The sequence below is a fragment of the Microcoleus sp. BR0-C5 genome (assembly GCF_036705045.1).
In the GTDB taxonomy this organism is placed as follows: domain Bacteria; phylum Cyanobacteriota; class Cyanobacteriia; order Cyanobacteriales; family Microcoleaceae; genus Microcoleus.
Genome location: NZ_JAUBTR010000036.1, coordinates 29,965 through 47,686, shown reverse-complemented (window position 1 = coordinate 47,686; position 17,722 = coordinate 29,965). Strand labels below are relative to the sequence as shown.

The 17,722-nt window shown below is 44.9% G+C and carries 15 protein-coding genes; 6 read left to right on the top strand and 9 right to left on the bottom strand.

Annotated elements, in window-relative coordinates; all coding sequences use genetic code 11:
* Positions 1–2: 2 nt before the first annotated feature.
* The gene (locus tag QUB08_RS18170) at positions 3–1,175 is read left to right on the top strand and encodes a DUF4335 domain-containing protein (protein WP_333226018.1); all 1,173 of its coding nucleotides are present in this window, start codon (positions 3–5) and stop codon (positions 1,173–1,175) included.
* A 214-nt stretch (positions 1,176–1,389) separates the two neighbouring features.
* On the opposite strand, the gene QUB08_RS18165 is transcribed toward QUB08_RS18170, so the two are convergent.
* Both QUB08_RS18165 and QUB08_RS18160 read right to left on the bottom strand, forming a co-directional pair.
* Positions 1,390–3,378 carry an abortive infection protein gene (locus QUB08_RS18165; protein WP_333226017.1) on the bottom strand — a complete coding sequence of 663 codons (1,989 nt, stop codon included), beginning with the start codon at positions 3,376–3,378 and terminating at the stop codon, positions 1,390–1,392.
* Between the two features lie 95 nt (positions 3,379–3,473).
* Entirely contained in the window at positions 3,474–4,145 is a 672-nt protein-coding gene (locus tag QUB08_RS18160; protein ID WP_333226016.1) for a hypothetical protein, read from the bottom strand.
* Between the two features lie 342 nt (positions 4,146–4,487).
* On the opposite strand from QUB08_RS18160, the gene QUB08_RS18155 reads away from it, so the two are divergent.
* Positions 4,488–5,423: an OmpA family protein gene (locus QUB08_RS18155; RefSeq protein WP_333226015.1), complete on the top strand. Its 936-nt coding sequence runs from the start codon at positions 4,488–4,490 to the stop codon at positions 5,421–5,423.
* Positions 5,424–5,832: 409 nt separating this feature from the next.
* Here QUB08_RS18155 and QUB08_RS18150 read toward each other — a convergent pair whose 3' ends face one another.
* Positions 5,833–6,945, bottom strand: a complete 1,113-nt coding sequence (locus QUB08_RS18150) for an AI-2E family transporter (RefSeq protein ID WP_333226038.1) — start codon at positions 6,943–6,945, stop codon at positions 5,833–5,835.
* A gap of 145 nt (positions 6,946–7,090) precedes the next feature.
* Between QUB08_RS18150 and QUB08_RS18145 the strand changes: the two genes are divergently transcribed.
* Entirely contained in the window at positions 7,091–8,059 is a 969-nt protein-coding gene (locus QUB08_RS18145) for an alpha/beta hydrolase (RefSeq protein WP_333226014.1), read from the top strand.
* A gap of 28 nt (positions 8,060–8,087) precedes the next feature.
* Here the strand turns inward: QUB08_RS18145 and QUB08_RS18140 are convergent, their stop codons facing one another.
* Entirely contained in the window at positions 8,088–8,372 is a 285-nt protein-coding gene (locus QUB08_RS18140; RefSeq protein ID WP_333226013.1) for a type II toxin-antitoxin system mRNA interferase toxin, RelE/StbE family, read from the bottom strand.
* Positions 8,369–8,596, bottom strand: coding sequence for a hypothetical protein (locus tag QUB08_RS18135; protein WP_333226012.1), 228 nt, complete (start codon positions 8,594–8,596; stop codon positions 8,369–8,371). Before QUB08_RS18135 ends, QUB08_RS18140 begins: the two co-directional genes overlap by 4 nt.
* Before the next feature lie 111 nt (positions 8,597–8,707).
* Between QUB08_RS18135 and QUB08_RS18130 the strand changes: the two genes are divergently transcribed.
* Positions 8,708–8,896, top strand: a complete 189-nt coding sequence (locus QUB08_RS18130) for a DUF433 domain-containing protein (protein ID WP_333226011.1) — start codon at positions 8,708–8,710, stop codon at positions 8,894–8,896.
* 51 nt (positions 8,897–8,947) lie between these two features.
* Here QUB08_RS18130 and cysS read toward each other — a convergent pair whose 3' ends face one another.
* Positions 8,948–10,516, bottom strand: a complete 1,569-nt coding sequence (gene cysS, locus QUB08_RS18125; RefSeq protein ID WP_333226010.1) for a cysteine--tRNA ligase — start codon at positions 10,514–10,516, stop codon at positions 8,948–8,950.
* A 71-nt stretch (positions 10,517–10,587) separates the two neighbouring features.
* The gene (locus QUB08_RS18120; protein WP_333226009.1) at positions 10,588–11,163 is read right to left on the bottom strand and encodes a Uma2 family endonuclease; all 576 of its coding nucleotides are present in this window, start codon (positions 11,161–11,163) and stop codon (positions 10,588–10,590) included.
* A 130-nt stretch (positions 11,164–11,293) separates the two neighbouring features.
* Between QUB08_RS18120 and QUB08_RS18115 the strand changes: the two genes are divergently transcribed.
* On the top strand, positions 11,294–11,584 hold the full coding sequence (locus QUB08_RS18115) for a type II toxin-antitoxin system Phd/YefM family antitoxin (RefSeq protein ID WP_333226008.1): 291 nt from the start codon (positions 11,294–11,296) through the stop codon (positions 11,582–11,584).
* A gap of 362 nt (positions 11,585–11,946) precedes the next feature.
* Complete coding sequence (locus QUB08_RS18110) at positions 11,947–13,083, top strand: hypothetical protein (protein ID WP_333226007.1); 1,137 nt, start codon at positions 11,947–11,949, stop codon at positions 13,081–13,083.
* A 67-nt stretch (positions 13,084–13,150) separates the two neighbouring features.
* Here the strand turns inward: QUB08_RS18110 and QUB08_RS18105 are convergent, their stop codons facing one another.
* The gene (locus QUB08_RS18105; RefSeq protein ID WP_333226006.1) at positions 13,151–17,053 is read right to left on the bottom strand and encodes an nSTAND1 domain-containing NTPase; all 3,903 of its coding nucleotides are present in this window, start codon (positions 17,051–17,053) and stop codon (positions 13,151–13,153) included.
* 122 nt (positions 17,054–17,175) lie between these two features.
* Positions 17,176–17,574: a hypothetical protein gene (locus QUB08_RS18100; RefSeq protein ID WP_333226005.1), complete on the bottom strand. Its 399-nt coding sequence runs from the start codon at positions 17,572–17,574 to the stop codon at positions 17,176–17,178.
* Between the last annotated feature and the right edge of the window lie 148 nt (positions 17,575–17,722).

The following is a 17,722-nucleotide window of genomic DNA, read 5'->3' as shown; positions in this document are numbered from 1 at the left end:
AAATGACTATTAGGCGTCAGTACAGTCTGCCAAATTGCACCCTGGTTCTAGAAGGGTTGAGCGATGGATCGGCAGCCAGCCAGTTAGATATACGGCCGGTGCTTTCGATATTAATGAGCGCTGAATGCTATGTGACCGGTCTCGGCGATCCCCTAAGCGGGGGACGAGAGTTTTTTGAAAGCTTGGTGAGGGCCGTCAGCAGCTACGCTCAAGAATTTATGAGCGGAGTGCATTATCCCGATCGCTACGGCCCGAATTTGGGCATGGTACAGTTGCACAGAATTGACGGGAATTTGCACCGATTGACGGTTCTACCCGCCTCCACAGGCAGCCCAAGCCAAATCGATCAAAAAACAGAACTGTCGGCAAAAGTAGATTTGACGACGGTACAGCTATTTGACTTGGTAGAGGCGATCGATCAGTTTTTTGCAGACACGCAGACGCTGCCGGAATTGTCGCTGCAATTAACCCCAATTTCCAAGCGTTACGTCAAGTCAGCCGAACCTTTGGCGAAGCGGACTTTACCTGCTGTCGTGGGGGTGTCGAGTTTGGCTTTGGCTGCGATGGCGTTTTTCTTGGTGCCGGTGCCGGAAGTCCAGCGCCAGAGAGATCCGGTGCCGCAGCCCAATCCTGCGGGCCAGAATCAGGGGACGCCGAATCCGGGCGGATCGGGTTCGCCTAATCCCAATCCCACGCCCCCTGCTGACGGTTTGCTGCCGGGGGATCAAACTCCGAACGCTGAATCGAGTTCGCCGACTCCGATCCCCACACCGCAGCCGGACGCTTCACCGTTGGCCACACCGCAGTCGAGCACTTCGCCGGAAAGCACGCCCAGTCCTGTTGCTGAAGGTTTGGCAAGCCCAGAGTTGGCAGCCGTGCCAATTACCGATCCAGGGCAAATTGAGCTGTTGAGGGGCAAACTTTCCCAGCAAATTGACGGATTTGTGAAGGATAAGCCTCCGGTTGATGCGGAGTTGGTTTATCGGGTGAGTGTGGCCCCAGACGGGGCGATTGTCGGTTACAAGCCGGAAAATTCGGCAGCAGTCGATCGATCCGAAACGCCTTTGTCGGAGTTGCTTTACAAACCTGTTGGCACCAGGCCACCTGCGGAACCGCTGGCTGATTTCCGCGTAGTTTTAGCACCGGGTGGCACTGTTGTAGTCACTCCTTGGTAATTGTTGATTGTTGACTGTTAACGGTTAACTGTTGACTGTTAACGGTTGACGGTTGAGTGATACCAAATCCGGCTTATATCAATTCCGGTTGTATCGGAATGATGAAACCGCTCTTGACACAGAGGATACAGAGAAAGGGAAGAGAGAGATGAATAATTCCGATGCCAACGGATTTGATATCAATCGCCGAATCATCTACAAACCGATGGCTGATTTAAAGGCCTGTTGGTGCGATCGGCTTAATGTCTGGGTCAAATCCTCCAACTTGATTGGTGCGAATTATCCACAAAAAAGCTCCTTGTTTTAATAAAACTTTGGCTATTTCATCTTGGGTTCGCCTCGGCAGCATTGTTCGGTAACTAATAGCAGTTTTTATCAGGGTTGCTATACCAGCAAAAAAGGTTTTTTTCAGTTCCGCATCAATCCCCGCCAATGTCGAATTTTTCCGCCAATCTGGACGCACAATGCCGAGGGGCATTAATACTTTTTCTAAACTTTCTCCTAAAGCTACTAACTGGTGAAACCTTTGGGTTTGTGCGTCGGTGGGATGTGTTTTCAACCAGTCTTGAATTTGAGGATTTGACTCTATTTCGGAAGTAATTTTTTTAATTGTCGCGTAAATTGCCTGACTTGAATCTTGGACGCAAGAAGTTGCTGGCGTGACTAAACTTGCGCCGGTGCCGTCTCCGCTGCGGTAGCGGGCCATCATGATATCTAGTTGCTGATTTAATTCGGTTAAAGGCGACAAGGTGATGCCGTCAAAATCGTAGTCGCAACACACGCAGTCTAATTTACAGATGATATCGCAAACCGGGCGATCGCCCAACCAGCCGCGCTGCAAGTCTCCCATGTAGCTTTGCCATTTGCTGGAACCGGCAACTATTCCGTCGGGATTGTGGGCGTAAACTTGTTTGTATTCTATGTCAAAACGCAGTTCGCTGGTAAAGCGATCGCGCACTACTTTTGCTACTCCGAAAGCAAAATGTCCGGTGACAATTCCCAGCGGTGGCCGTTCGCCTTTTTTCCCGCCGATACCCCCGAAACTGTGAATCACTATCCCGATATCTCCTTCTTGCCAAGGGGAGATTGAAGCGTTTTCTGTAGCATCATTTGGGGTTAACAATACTCTTTTTGCTTGCCCTTTTTGGACTGGTGTATTTTCCCAATTTTTGTTGCTTAAATAAGCGAGAGATTTTTTCAGTCCTAAATGTGTTTCATCTGGTGTTAATTGGGCAATTTTACGTGGTTCGATTGCCTGTACTACAAATATACTATCTTCGTCTCTTTCGCCGTAAATGTACCAACCGTCTGGATTTAATGGCGATTGTTCGATTAGGTGATTGGTAGACCTCGCTACGCCATGTTTGTCTGGCTGTACTTGCGGAATCCGAATGATTTCGGCGGCGCCATCAAATTGTTGAGATGTTTTGTTGAAATGCCGGACAATAAATTTGTCGCTGTCGGCTTCTTTTCGCTGTAAAATTGTGACTAAGGCGCAGAAACTTCCGATAATTTGTACTGGTTCGCGATCGATCGTGAGTTCCTGGCGATCGCTGCTGCTATACTTAATCGCAATCACTGGCCTACGCAGCATCACAGTCACGCTGTCTTCGAGTCTGGTGCCTGCTAGAGTTTCTAAAGGGCCTACATTTCGCCAGCCGTTCAATCTATCGGGATGAATGTTGCCAGATTTTTTACTATTTTTAGTCTGTTTTGTGAAGTTGATATCTTGACTGACTGCGTGGACAAAAAACTGTACTTCCCGATTTGTACTCCATTTCAAAAATGCTGTTTTGCCAATAAAATTTTTATATTTTTTTGGTGCATTTATTACTTCAAAAAACACTGTACCGTTGGGCTGGCGCTGTTCGTGTGAGGGCAAAATTAAGCGCCCGTGCCAAAGAGCGATCGGCTTGTAGAGATAGGCAACTGCTGCTGAATTTTCGCAGTTTATCTCCGGCTCAATCGCTATTGAAATATCGCTGGTTCCTCCAAAAATAGTAGCCGCTAAAGTGCCGTCACTTTCTACGAATCGGGGTTCTAAAAAAACCTTTTTAGGTTCGGAAATACTAGCGGTTGAATTGCCAGTCTTTCTGGTGAACGAGCGTATAAAAAAATGGCGGTTTCCCTCCAATTTCGCTTGCAACCAATTAAGGAAAATCCGAATAAAAATAAAAGCTGTTAGACCGGAAATAACAGCCATAACTATCAGCCCCAGGGTCAAAATGAATTGGTTAAAAGACTGACCTGACACTAGAAAAATTGTGGGCCATATCCAAGAAAATGCCGCCATAATATCTAAAAACGAGTTTTAGGTTCGATCCAGTCTGTGCTGGCTTGACTGCCGAAAACTAGAGGTTTGTCCTCGGTGACTGCTACCGTTTGGCCGGTCATATCCACTGCACAAAGTGGCCAAGATCGATCGCCCAAATTGCCTGCGCGGAACAGAACTTTTCCGGGACAAACTTGACTCCAACCCAACAATACAGCATGAGTGTAAAGACTGCGAGCAGGAGCAACGGTATAAGTGTAATTATCATTTTTGTCCCAAATGACACCGTAGTCGGACATATCGGAAGAGTTGAAAAGTGCTTCAAATTCGCGGGCGAGAATGCGGGAACCGTCTTGATTCCAAGAAACAGGCACTAAAATGGCGATCGTCCCGGACATATCTGTATCATCGCTAGCATACATCCCACTTTCGGCCAGTGGCGAAGCAGCCGCCACTGTTTGCAGTTCCCCGGTTTTGAGATTTTCCACAAACATGACGCTGCTAACCCGACACCGGGAGAATTCCGGCTGCACTTGCAACTCAATTCGACTGTAAGCTGCGTATTGGCCGTTAGTTGATACTAGGGATGGACTGCGATAGTAGCGGAGGCCTGTGCCGGCAGTGGAGATCACTTTAGCATGAGTGGCACTAATCCATTCCCAAGGAACGGGATAAGGGCTATTTAAAGGGTCAGTCATCGGTTTTTTTCCAAAAAGTTTTACTGAATTATCCAACAGATTCAGGCTGGCAGGCAACTGACTAGAAACCAGGTTTCTGCCTCGATGCTTCGCCACCAAACCCCAGATTTATAGAAACCGGGTTTCTTTTTTAGATTTTAGATTGGAGGCAAAATCTAAAATCTAAAATCTAAAATTTCAAATCGGATAGGTAAGATATAGCAATCCTCGCATCATTTGTAAATTTCTTACTCCCTCCCCTTGATAAGGGGAGGGTTGGGGTGGGGTAAAAAATTTACGACTCCTGCAAGGATTGCTATAGTATCGAAATTAATTTGGTCTGTACACCGAGAGGGATGAAATATGACGCGATCCTTTAACCAAAAACCTTCAATCCCCCCCACTCGCGTCTCCAAGCCGCGGGGAAAAGGTTTGCTTGTACTGTCGCTGATTTTTCGACTGCTGCTGCTGGGGGTGGGCAGCGGTTTTGCGTGGGTTTTGGGGATGGCGATCGCTCAAATTTATCCGTCAGGCGCGACGGAAATGCCGCTGGCAGAGAGATTGCTGCGTGTAACTCAAAATTTGACCTCCAGCCCCAAACGCGCCCCAGCAACGCCAATTCCGGCGCTTCCGCCACCCACCCCTACACCGACTCCCCAGTCAACAGTCAGTCCTGCCCAGAGAGAGAAATTGCAGTCGGATTTGAGACAGTTGCAGGGCGAACTCAATGCGCTGATTGGTCGCACGGCTGCTTTGGAGAGTCAGTTGGGCAGCAGCCGCCCGACGGAAACTTTGGAAAAGCGTTTGCAGTTGATGTCGCGCGAATTGGCTGCGCCGGAAACGGCGACAAGTCCTGTTCCTGCTTTACCGGCGATCGGCAGCAGCCCGAGTCTGAACCCTGAAACGGTGAATACTACCCCACAGAATGCCAATAATCCAGTGTTTGGGAGGGATGGGCTGATGGTGACTCTGCCTAGCGATGTTTTGTTTGATACTGGCAGCATTTCTTTGCGCGCGGGCACAAGTGCGATTTTGGACAATTTGGTGGCGGAGTTGAGCAATCACGAGGGGGCAACTGTGCGGGTTGCGGGCCACACTGACGACGCGGGGGAAGCGGCGGATAATCGCAATATGTCGTTTGCGCGGGCTCAGGCTGTGGTGCAGTATTTGTCGGGTGTACTCGGTCAGAAGTATCATTGGGTGGCGATCGGCTATGGGGAAAGTCGCCCTTCGGTGGATAATAGTTCCGATACTAATCGGCAGCGCAACCGCCGCATTGAAGTGGCAATTAGTCCTTAGTTTTTAGTCATCAGTCATCAGTCATCAGTCGGCAGACTTGTAGATACTGTTGAAGTGTCAATGGTAGCGATCGAATAATTGGAGTCATATCACATCCGGTTGAACCGGAATGATTTAACCGCAGAGGACACAGAGGACGCAGAGGAAGAGAAGAGAGAGATGAATAATTCCGATGCCAACGGATTTGATATCAAACGGCTTCTGGGATGTTAAAATTGCTGTTGTGAATTTAAGATCAAACCTGGCAACTACGGAATTATACCCAAGTACGAGTGTCCCCGCGATCGGTCACGTAAGCGCTGAACTCCGAAAATTATTATTCCGATGCCAACAGAAACGATATAAATTGTATGTTTCAATTCCCTACTCCCCTTCTCCTTTTCTCCCCTTCTCCTCTTCTCCCCTGCTGTCACGCCGAAGGTGTAACAGGCGGCAAGTCAGAATTATTTTTAGCCTGATCTATTGCCTCTCGATGTTCGCTTCTAAGTTTCGGTTTTAAATACAAGTTTTCAATCAAAGCAGCCACTCCCGCAAACCAAGGTGGCACAATTACCGCTCCAATAATTCCTAAGACTTGAACGCCTCCCAATACAGACAGCAATTGATATAAAGGATGCACACCAACCGATGAGCCAACCAGCAAAGGATCGAGGACGTAAGTTTCTAAATTCTGGATAATTACAAATAACAGTAATACCCACAAAAGTACCCAGCCACCTTTAGCTAATGCTACGATTAATGCTGGTACTGCTCCCAACACGGGCCCGATGAAGGGAATCAAGTTGGTAACACCTGCGATCGCACCCAAGCCTAAAGCAAATTCCGGCATTCCCAAAATGCTTAAACCTGTGGTAATAAATATCCCTAAAATGCCCGAAACTAACACTCGCCCACGAATATAGCTTCCCATTCTTTGACCAATTGGCGCCACTTGTGCGGCTAATCTTCCGTCCCAAGGTTTCGGGAAAAACTGCACCAAACTTTTGATTAGTGTGTCGCTGTCCGCAACCATGTAACCTGAAATAAATAATGCTAAAACTAGGCTAAAGACACCGCCTAGAATGCCTCTAGTTAAACTGTACGATCGCAAAACCAGTTGTTGACTTGATCGAATCAGCCAATTAGTCAGCGATTGAGTGTCCACCAACTGACCGACTAAGGCAGGGGCATCGTCGGTTAGGCGACTCAATACATTAGTTGCTAAGGTTTCCAGGCTTTCGACATAAACTGGTAACTGCCGCAGCAGTAACTCTATTTGTTCAATGACCGTGGGCCCTATTAACACTACCGTCCCGCTAAATCCGCCGATGAGAGTTAAATAAACCATAATCACCGCCAGCCAGCGGGGAACCCGCATCGTTTGGGCCCAATTAACGATCGGGACGATCGAAGCAGCCAGCACAACTGATATCATCAGAATTACTAGCAGGCTCCGCAATTGCCACAGCAGCACTAGCAGCAAGGACGATGCTACAATTAGCAGCAAGTTAGGTAAAGAAATGGTAATCCGCTGTTCTGACATGATTAAGTAATCAAGGTTTGTATTGGCGCTTATGTCATCCCGCATGGCGGGTTTATTTATATTCTCATTTACCAAATATATGTTCGGTAAAACCCGCACCTACTCATATTATAATAAAAAGTAACATCGGTTCAAAAAAAAAAATATGCAACCGCCATATTCAGCCCAAGATTTCTCCACCATTTCGTCTATAAAATCACCAACACTGTTTTACGACTGGCAAAATTATCGCTGTGCTTATGATGTTTATAACCCAATTACTGCGACAGAAGATAGCATCCCTTTGTTATTAATCCATCCTATAGGAGTTGGATTGTCAAGAGTATTTTGGCAGAGATTTTGTGAGAGTTGGTACAAATCAGGCAACACTAATCCGATTTACAATCCCGACCTTTTGGGCTGCGGCGATTGCGAAATGCCCGCTGTGGCTTGCTATCCAGACGATTGGGCGGCACAGTTGCAGTATTTCTTGGAAACTGTAGTCAAAAAACCTGCGATCGTCCTCGTGCAAGGTGCTTTACTGTCTGTAGGCTTGGCTTTAGCAAAAATGCAGCAGGAAAGCGGCTCAAATTTAATTCGCGGCTTAGTTCTCGCCGGGCCTCCAGCTTGGGCGGTAATGAACAAACATTCGACAGAAAGACAGCAAAGAATTGTCTGGAATTTGTTAAATTCTCCCTTGGGAAACGCTTTTTACCGCTACGCCAGACGCGCTGAATTTTTGCGTTCTTTTTCTGTGAAACAACTGTTTGGCGATGCGGCGAAAGTTGACAGCGAATGGTTAGATGCTTTGCAGGCGGGCGCAGCAAATCCTGACAGCCGTCACGCCGTTTTCTCGTTTTTAGCGGGGTTTTGGCGCCAGGATTATAGCGGTACGATTCAAAAGTTCGATCGACCCGCACTCATTGTCATGGGAGAAAAAGCCTCAAGCATCAGTCAAGCGGGTAAGGAAGAGAAACCGGATGAAAGATTAGCGCAATATTTAGCCTATTTTCCCAATGCGGAAGGTTTATTAATTCCGGGGCGGAATGTTTTACCTTACGAATCAACCGCAGAATTTGTCGCGGCTGTTGCCGAATTTGTGGATAAGTTAAATAAAAATTCAATCTCTTTATGAAGTGGTCGTCTAATAATAACTGACACAGTTAATAGACCTCATCATGTGTCCCAATATCGAGTAAAACAATGACTTCACTATTTGTTTCCGTATCCTCTTCTATCGAGAACACGATACGACAATCATAGCCGCAAGAGCAGGACTGAAGACCGTCGAGTTTGCCGCCTAGTTTGTGGGTACCTAGGTTTGGAAAAAATACATCTGCTTCCATTTGTTGAAGAGATTCTTCAATACGTTGCTGGAACTCAGGATTTCGTTTGACAAACTTGCGAAATGCTCGTTTGAATTTGGGAGTCAGAACCAGTTGTCTCATGCTTCCGGCTCGTCCAAAGACTGGCGTAATGTTGAAATAACATCCTCGGCTGACTGATGTCGAAATTTGCCTGTACGGAAATCAGCTAATGTTTGTTGGGCATCAGCAGCTATTTCCGCGCGGACACTCTCGCGGTGACGGTTTTGCAGGATTTTTATCAGCATTTCCTGCTGTTCGTAGGACAGTTGTAAAGCAGTTTCTAGCACTTGGTCGAGGGTATTCATAGAGTTAGGCTATTAGCTCTAAAGTTGAACAACTTGCGAAGTTGAGTAAATTATATCGCTTATTCAAAGACTAGGCTACACTAAAAAAAATGTACTAAACTCGGTTTTGTCATGAGCGACAACATCATTACGATTGAAGCAGGTAAACGCAGTGGAAAGCCTTGCATCAGGCGAATGCGAATTACCGTTTATGATGTGCTGGGTTGGCTGGCTGCGGGAATGTCTCATGCACAGATTATGGACGACTTTCCAGAGTTGAGGGAGGAAGACATTAGAGCGTGTTTAGAATTCCGCGATTGAAATCGCTTAAGAGTCAAGCGAAGTCTGCCTCCTCCAACTATGAATTTGGTTTTAACTGCGGTGCCAAATTGTTGTACCATCCTTTTGATCTATTAAAGTAATTCCCTTGTCCTTAAGTTCGTTGCGAATGCGATCGCCCTCAGCGAAATTCTTAGCTTTCCGGGCATCTTTCCGCTGCTGAATCATCACCTCAATATCCTCATCACTCAAACCATCAACAGCATCATTGCTATCACTTTCCGGCTGAACTTCTAAACCCAAAACCCCCGCCAAACTCACCAAAGTTACCCATTTTTGCTGCAACAAATCCGGCAAAGTCTCTGTTTTTCCCTGATGCACTAAAACATTACCTTCTTTGGTTAATTCCTTAGCCAATTCAAACAAAACCGTCACAGCGCCGGGAGTATTGAAATCATGATCCATCGCTGATTGAAATTCCTGCACAGCTTTGCCATCCTCTCCAGTTTTCTCAACGTCCCAACTCAGTTGAGAACCGTATCTGCTACCAAACAGTAAACCTTCATTGATGGTATTCCAGCCATTTCGAGCGCTAGCGATCGCCTCTTCGGTAAAATCAATTTGACTGCGATACTGCGCCATCAACACAAACAGCCTCACCGCCATCGGTTCCACCGCTTTTGACTTATCGCTCTTACTCCCCCCCTCAGCAAGGGCAGATTCATTGTCACTCTTACTCCCCCCCTTACCAAGGGGGGGCTGGGGGGGGTTAGATTCCAAATCGCTCGACCAATTCCCATCCAACAAATCGCGAATTGTAATAAAATTGTGCAAAGATTTCGACATCTTTTTGCCATTGACAGTCACAAAAGCATTGTGCATCCAATAATTAGCAAGCGACTTGCCCGTCGCGGCTTCAGATTGAGCAATTTCGTTCTCGTGGTGGGGGAAAGTTAAATCGGAACCGCCGCAGTGAATGTCAATTGTTTCGCCCAAGCAATCGCGCACCATCGCCGAACATTCGATGTGCCATCCGGGGCGACCTTTTCCCCAAGATGAATCCCAAGCAGGTTCTCCGGGTTTAGCGCTTTTCCACAGGGCAAAATCTGACGAATCTTGCTTTTTTTGAGCTTCTATTTCTGCGGTTTCCAATCTACCGCTAGCCCCGGCCTGCATTTCTTCCAACTTGCGGCCCGAAAGTTTTCCGTAATCGGCAAACTGCCTCACGTTGTAGTAAACGTCGCCACCGGAAGCATAAGCATAACCTTTATTTTCTAATTCGTGAATCAGCCGTTTAATGCCGTCCATTGTATGGGTGGCGCGGGGATATTCATCGGCCCTGAGAATATTCAGCTTGTCCATATCTACGAAATATTCCTCGATGAAGCGTTGGGCCACGGCTTCCATTGTGGAATTGGTTTCGCGGGCGCGGTTGAGAATTTTGTCGTCAATATCTGTAAAATTCTGCACGTAGCGCACATCGTATCCTCGCCACATCAGATAGCGCCGCACCATGTCCCAAACAATGTAAGCGCGGGCGTGGCCGACATGGCAGTAATCGTACACCGTAACGCCGCAGCAGTACATCCGCACCTTGCCTGGTTCGAGGGGTTCAAAAGGTGATTCGCGACGGGTCAAGCTGTTGTAAAGCGTTAGGGGCATGGGATTTGATATTTGGGATTGACGTACTGCTCTAATTTATTATATTGCTGTTGGTGAATCTTTCGGTGTCACTACCAAACATCTGTTAAATCTAAGACAAATCCCGGTAACACATCTTCCCCTGACAAAGTGCTGGGATTATCTAATATTTCCACATCCTGATTTTGTCTGTATATTTCGACTTTCTTATTTTTACGATCGATTAAGCACCCCAAACTTGTTCCATTTGCCATGTATTCCCGCATTTTTTCCCGCAATGGTTCCAGGTTGTCAGGCTTAGAACGCAATTCTACAACAAAGTCTGGACAAAGGGGAGCGAAGCCTTCTTGTTGTTTGGGTGTGAGAGTTTGCCACCGTTCTAATTTAACCCAGGAGGCATCTGGGGAGCGATCGGCACCATTGGGCAGTTGAAAACCGCTAGAAGAGTTAAATGCTACTCCCAGCTTGGTTTGGCGATTCCACAGCCAGAGTTGTCCTTCAATATCTAGGTTTCGATTGCCTGTCTCGCTTCCAGTGGGGGGCATAACAATTAATTCTCCTGTAGCAGTTCTCTCTAGCCTTAACTCACGGTTGACGGCAGCAATTTGCTGGAACTGTTCGTGAGTTACTTTGAAGGTTTGGGGAATGGTAATGGTGGTTTTGAGCATACTGTGCGGTCTCGCGATGGCTATTATCTATTCTATCGTGTCACAATCTTTTTTTACTATCAAAATTTGATTGACAAACTCCGCAGATACCATTTAACATTTAATTAGATGCTAATTTGCTGTCCTTTTTATGATAAACCTTTCAAGAGACATACATTCTCTCACCGATTTCAAACGTAATACGACTGAGTTGTTGCAGCGGCTCAAGCGAACAAAACATCCTTTAGTTCTAACTGTCAACGGGAAAGCAGAGTTAGTTGTTCAAGATGCAGAATCCTATCAGAAGCTTTTGGATGCGGCTGAGTTATTAGAGACTTTAAAGGGAATTAAACTGGGGTGGGAACAAAGCTCGCGAGGGGAAGGGAAAAAAGCGGAAGATTTTTTTAATCAACTGTTTGACAAGTTAGACCGTTCCCGATGAATCAGAAATATCAAGTCATATCGTTTTCGGTTGCATTGTCAGTCCTGGACGCGCTTCGATCGAAGAAACCGGGTTTTTAACCAAATCTGCGGGTTGTGACGATTATTTCGGAAAAAACCCGGTTTCTGGGCCCCATGCGAAAGTCCTGAAATTGAATAAATCGAGCTGATCGATTAATTATACAAAACTTATGTAAATATCTGTCTACACAAAATTAGTTTTTGGTCAAGACTGGCCGAACTAGAAATTTTGCGATCGGGCTGAGAAACCGACTTATTTAGTTAGATTTATCTGCGTAAAACATCCTGATGACTCTGCCTGACAGTCGGAATTGATGCTATACATACAAATAAATCTTAAACATGAAACTAAATTTGGCAATCCCTGGATTACTGATCGCACTGTTAGTTGGCTGTAACGACACTACGACAGTTGCAACATCACCATCACCAAGCGTTGCAGCTAATCCGACTAGCAATCCGGTAGTATCAGAACAAACACCCACACCGACACCCACTCCGGTAGTATCTGAAAAAATACCCACACCCACATCCACATCGACAAAACCAACTAATCCTTTTGATAGCGATTCATTCCCCAAAGCAGGTTGTGGCGATAAAATGCCAACTGTCAGTAAAACAGATACAGTTAACTTATATCCAGTGTTTGTTGATTACAGCGACAGCAATTTACAAACTATCAAGGATAATTATTGTGGAGATGCTTTTTTTAAAATAACCACAAAAGATCAGGACAAAAAATACGTTATACAAGTCGCATCTTTCACTAGCGAAGAACGTGCTAATCAATTTAAAGAATTTCTGGGAACTAAATTAAGTAGTGTCAATGCCAAAGTAGGAGAGCCTACCGTAAGAGCTGTAAAACCTCAAGGTGATGTAAAAACTCAAGGTGAAACAGCTAATGAATCAACTAACATTTCAAGTTCAGCATCCTCTATTGGAAAGGCCGCACAACTAACTCCTAAGCAAATCAAAGAATTAATAGAGATGGAAAATCGTCTGACTGTCCCGGTAGAGCAGTCAAACCTCAAATTAGAGAAGGTTAAAGCTATTCTACCGACCTATGTTCCGCCTGGATTTGAAGTGAAGGACTTCAGCATATCTCTATGTGACTATCCTGGTAAATATCCTGGAGAAAAGTTAGGTAGATATAGCTATTTTATTACTTATAGCAATTCGAGCAATAGCTCATTTTATATCCAAACTCGGCCTTGTCGCGTGTATATGTCCAAGCCTACAGTTGTCAAAGATATTCAAATTTCCTCAAATAAATTCGCTCAAATAAATCTTCAATTAATAAAATTCGATCGGTCGATCGACAACACTAAAATTAGTGGAGAAATCTTGTCTTCTCATCCTGAATATCCTGGAGATTTTCAAAAAATACTGTCTTTGACATCAGAGGGCAGCAATCCTATAAACTGGCAAGAAGCAAGAAAGATTATGGAGTCTATGGACTATCTAAATAATCAAAACTAGGGAAGGCTAAAAATGTAGGTTGTAGGTTGGGTTTTGCTATGCTCTACCCAACCTACCTTAAATTAACCTACATTTTTTTATTGCATATTTTTAAGCTATCATTCTGAGAAAGTTTTAAGCCATCCTTCTCAGAATAGTCTAGTGTAAGATAATCTTGCAACCAAGTACATCCATTTTTCATTAAATCTGTTAGGTTATCAATAGATCGAACACTCACAAATCCATTGTCGCCAGCCAGTGCAAGGCGCCGATCATTCTGTTTCGGGCTAAACGCAATTGACCAAATTGCTCCTTTTGGATTTCGGAACTCCGCTACTTGCCGCCCCTGAAAATCCCATAACCGAACTGTCCCATCCATACCCCCTGTCGCAATCAGTTTTCCATCATGACTAATGGCTAACTCATTAATTCCGCTTTGATAGCTAAAGAATTCTTTCTGCTGTTTTCCAGAACGATCCGAAATTTTCACATTGCCCGTCTTATCAGCCGTCACAATCTGATTTCCATCCGGTGTAATCACCAAACTGCTAATTTGAGTTTGATGCACTTTCCATTTATTAATCTGGTTGCCATCTAAATCCCAGAATGCTACATTCCCATCCCCATCCGCTGTCACAATCTGCTTTTTATCTGCCGTAAACACTACACTAAATATTGCATTTTCCTGCTTTTGAGTCACCTTCACCAGTTCGCCAGTTGGACTCTTCGGCTTCCAAATCCGCATCATCTTGTCAGTACCTCCCGTCGCAACTAGCTGGCTATCGGGACTTACCGCAACACTCATGATATCTCCCTGATGTATTTCTTGTGTCTCTTTATTAATATTTAGGTTGGCTTGTGCTTCGGTTAAGCTACCTTTGAGATTCCACACTCTCGCAATAGGAATATTTAAACCACCCGCAACAATAAAGTTGCCATCGGGACTAAAAGTAATATCCTGCACGTTGTTTTTACCGCTGGATATACGTTGAATAGCTTCTTTCCAAACCTTCAATTCCTTTCCCGATTTAGCATCCCATAACCGCATCACACCTTGATTGCCTGCACCTGCAATAGTCTTTCCATCGGGACTAAATGCGATCGCATTCACATCATCCTTAAACCCAGTCAACTCAAGCCGTTGTACTGGTCTATCTGCCAAATTCCACAGCCGTATAAATCCATCTCGCCCCGCAGATACTAATCGCTTCCCATCCCCGCTAAAACTAGCAGTTAAAACTACCCCCCTATGCCCCCGGAAGTTCTGAAGATTTTCCCCGGTTTGGGCATTCCACAACTTCACACTCCCATCATCCGATCCGGTTGCGATACTCTTACCATCAGGGCTGAAATTAACCACCATCACCCATCCTTGATGCCCTTCTAGTCGCCGGACTTCTTGCCCATTCACTGTCCAAATTCTGGCTCGATTATCATCGGAAGCCGTTGCCACAAACTGGCCATCTGGACTCAGACTTACTCCCAACATTTTTTTGATTTGCGGATGTTTGAGTTCACCCAGCTTATTTCCCGTAATCGTCCAAATCCTAGCCAGTCCATCATTTCCAGCCGTTGCGAGTGTTTGCCCATTTTTACTAAAGGAAATTGCTGTTACCTTGTTCCCATGCGCTGCCCAAGTTTTGAGTTGCCTGCCAGATTTATCCCACAGATAAACCGTGCCGTTGCCCTTTCCTGCGATGATTTTCTGACCATCAGGACTAACTGCGATCGCGGTAAAACTGTCATAGTTCGGCTTACCCTCAGCCACCAACTGCTTAATTTGCTGACCCGATTTATTCCACAGCCGGACAGTCCCATCTTCACCTGCACTAGCAATGACTGGATTCTGGGCATTCCCTCCAACACAGACGGCATTCACACCACTCAGCAAACCTCCCTCATGCCCTTGAAGACTTGCTTCTTCTTTACCAGCAAAGTTCCACATTTGGAGAGTACGTTCTTTGTTTTCTTTGCCTTCGCCAGCCGTTATAAAGCCTTTGCCATCTGGCAGAAATACAGCACCTTTGACCTCACCCTGTCCCGCCTCAAAGTAATTCTGTTCGTGAATATCATCTAAGATTTTTTGTAGTGCCAATACTGGACTCACAGCAGGATAATCTTTTGGGTTATTTCTATTCCCAATCAACTTTTGTAAATCTTGAGTGCTTTGCATTGCGGAGACTAAAGAACTTAGCTCTCCTGAAGTGAACTGGAACAAAGCATTAACGCCTGCCTGTTCTAGTTGTGTACCTGTTTGGGCTTCTATCTGTTTGTTAATTGCTATAGCTGCCGAGCCTAAAAATACAGCACCTAAAAACATACTCACTGCTAAATAAACATTGCCATAGCGAATTTTCTTTTTAGCTTTTTCGTGTGCAGTCGCCAATATCCGAGTTTCCTTTTCTTTTGCCTCTAAAGCAACCTGAGTTTCTAATTTTTCTCGTTCTTGGCGTTCTTTCTCAGCTTTTTCCCTATCTCTCAATAGCAAACTTTGCTGAATATATTCTCGCTCTTTTGTCAAGTCTTCTTTATGCTTTTGTAACCAATCTTCAGCATCAGCGAGAGGTTTGCCCCGTAACAATGCACCGGAATCGCGGTCGCTTTTCTCCCACTGGCTCATAGCCGCTCGCAGTCTTTCTAACCAAGTGCCGAAGTCGCGGTTGTCATTCATCCACGTCTCGATCAGAAGCCATTGCTTAATTAGTGTCTCATGTATGATTTCTACCGTATCCTCATCGTCTGCATTGCGGTTAGTAACAACTAATCGCTTTTCGGCTAGAATCTGTACCAAACGCCAGTTTTTTTCTCCTAATTCAGTTTTTTTTGCAACCCTACGTACATATCGCCTGTCTGTTCGATCTGTTGTAAATTGGCTAAAATTTACAAGTTGAATAAATATTTTTGGTAATTGGTCTTTCTGTGCTGGAGTCAAATTATTATAAACTTCATCAGCATATGTTGCTAAAGCACCTTTTACTTCCCCTATTTCTGTATAATCTTCATGGGTTAGTTGTAGGTCAGTTGGCTTTTTCTGTAAACTGGCTTTTTTCAGTCTTTTGCTTCGCTTGTTCCACAACTCCTCTAAAGCAAATTCCAGTAAAGGTAAACAATCTTCTTTATTATATACATCACTTAAAATGCGTTCTACCAAACCGTCTTGAAATGCCACTTCATATTTCAAAGCAGGCTGTTCAATTACCTGCTCTAGCTTGTCGCGTGTCATCGAACCTAATTTTATATCGCCTTGCTTCAATGCCTCTGCGAACGGTGGATAAGAAAGAGCTTTATCTAAGAAATCTACTCGCATCGTTGTCACCATCACCGTAGAAAGTGACTCGTGATTAGACGGTTGTATAATACTTAACAACAAATCCAGAAACAGGTGCTGAGTCTCGTCATTGTAGGACGTGTATAGTTGCTCAAACTGGTCGGCAATTAACAGTAGTTTATGATGGGGATGCCGGCTTTGGATACTGGTAAAAAGTTTGGCAATTTCCAGCTTATTGTCTTTAAGTTTTTGAGCTAAATCTATAGCAGTAGTTCGATCGTCATCTGACCTGTACAAGGGAAGCAGTGCTTCAGCAAGTACATAGAAAGGGTCAGGGTTAGAACCAAGACGAAAATAGGTAAAAAGCCAATTTCCTTGTTCTGCTAATTTTGGTATCAATCCCGCCAATACCAAGGAAGATTTACCACTACCGGATGCGCCCAAAATGGGAATAAAATTACGATTGTGAGTTGCCTTTTTTAATTCATCTATTTGCGAATTACGTCCAAAAAATAATTCGGCGTGTTTGGTTTCAAAGTAAGAAAGACCCCGATACGGGCTTGGACGTTCAAGCTCTTCAACAGAAATATCGGCAGATTTTATTGACGCAGTTCTGTCATCTTCACGGTAGTTGTGAATGACGTACATATATACATCACCTGTTGCTGAAACAGCACCATATTGCGTTCCACTAATTGTTTGTTGGATATTGCCTTCAGTCATGTCTATCTAATCCGTTAAGTAATATTTTTAAAATTTGAGCTACAGGTAAGGACACGACATTACCGTGTCCTTACAGATATAGCGTGCTATGTCTAGCTGTAATCTTCAGAATGGGTATAAGATTATTTCTTCCCGTCTTCTGCTGGTGCGTTGTCATTGATTTGACTTATCGTCGAATTTCCAGTTGCAGAGGTGGCAGCAAATTTAACGTTACTAACATTCTGGGTGATATTAGGTACGCCACCTGATTGGTCTTTGAGTTGATTGAGCAAATCTTTAGCTAATTTCACCAGTTCTGCATCATCATTAGCTTTAGCGATTTTTACCTCAGCCTCTACTGTTGCTTTGCGATCGTCTCTGTCCGGTGTTTTTTCCAATTTGTTAACCGCCTCAACCAAGTCGCTATCTTGACCATGTTTCTTGGTTAAAGCCTTTTTAAGGCTTGTGTAAGCGGCTGTGAGCGCATCGGTTGCTAAATTTCCTGCAACTCCTAAAAAAATTGCTGAGGTGATCGGGTCCATAGTTTCTCCTTGATTATCAATATTAAAGAAGTCTGATTACTTTTCACTTTCAGTCCTCCGACAGCCTCAGCCGGATGTTTTGGAGTTTATCATCTTCCCAAAGACATATTCATTCTCAGGACTTGCCGACTCAGACCAAAGAAACCGG

Excerpts from the sequence above, each read along its gene's own strand:
- QUB08_RS18140 (WP_333226013.1), bottom strand. The coding sequence starts at position 8,372 with ATGAGACAACTGGTTCTGACTCCCAAATTCAAACGAGCATTTCGCAAG.
- QUB08_RS18165 (WP_333226017.1), bottom strand. The coding sequence starts at position 3,378 with ATGGCTGTTATTTCCGGTCTAACAGCTTTTATTTTTATTCGGATTTTC.
- QUB08_RS18170 (WP_333226018.1), top strand. The coding sequence starts at position 3 with ATGACTATTAGGCGTCAGTACAGTCTGCCAAATTGCACCCTGGTTCTA.
- QUB08_RS18155 (WP_333226015.1), top strand. The coding sequence starts at position 4,488 with ATGACGCGATCCTTTAACCAAAAACCTTCAATCCCCCCCACTCGCGTC.
- QUB08_RS18110 (WP_333226007.1), top strand. The coding sequence starts at position 11,947 with ATGAAACTAAATTTGGCAATCCCTGGATTACTGATCGCACTGTTAGTT.
- QUB08_RS18120 (WP_333226009.1), bottom strand. The coding sequence starts at position 11,163 with ATGCTCAAAACCACCATTACCATTCCCCAAACCTTCAAAGTAACTCAC.
- QUB08_RS18100 (WP_333226005.1), bottom strand. The coding sequence starts at position 17,574 with ATGGACCCGATCACCTCAGCAATTTTTTTAGGAGTTGCAGGAAATTTA.
- QUB08_RS18145 (WP_333226014.1), top strand. The coding sequence starts at position 7,091 with ATGCAACCGCCATATTCAGCCCAAGATTTCTCCACCATTTCGTCTATA.
- cysS (WP_333226010.1), bottom strand. The coding sequence starts at position 10,516 with ATGCCCCTAACGCTTTACAACAGCTTGACCCGTCGCGAATCACCTTTT.
- QUB08_RS18105 (WP_333226006.1), bottom strand. The coding sequence starts at position 17,053 with ATGACTGAAGGCAATATCCAACAAACAATTAGTGGAACGCAATATGGT.
- QUB08_RS18160 (WP_333226016.1), bottom strand. The coding sequence starts at position 4,145 with ATGACTGACCCTTTAAATAGCCCTTATCCCGTTCCTTGGGAATGGATT.
- QUB08_RS18135 (WP_333226012.1), bottom strand. The coding sequence starts at position 8,596 with ATGAATACCCTCGACCAAGTGCTAGAAACTGCTTTACAACTGTCCTAC.
- QUB08_RS18150 (WP_333226038.1), bottom strand. The coding sequence starts at position 6,945 with ATGTCAGAACAGCGGATTACCATTTCTTTACCTAACTTGCTGCTAATT.
- QUB08_RS18130 (WP_333226011.1), top strand. The coding sequence starts at position 8,708 with ATGAGCGACAACATCATTACGATTGAAGCAGGTAAACGCAGTGGAAAG.
- QUB08_RS18115 (WP_333226008.1), top strand. The coding sequence starts at position 11,294 with ATGATAAACCTTTCAAGAGACATACATTCTCTCACCGATTTCAAACGT.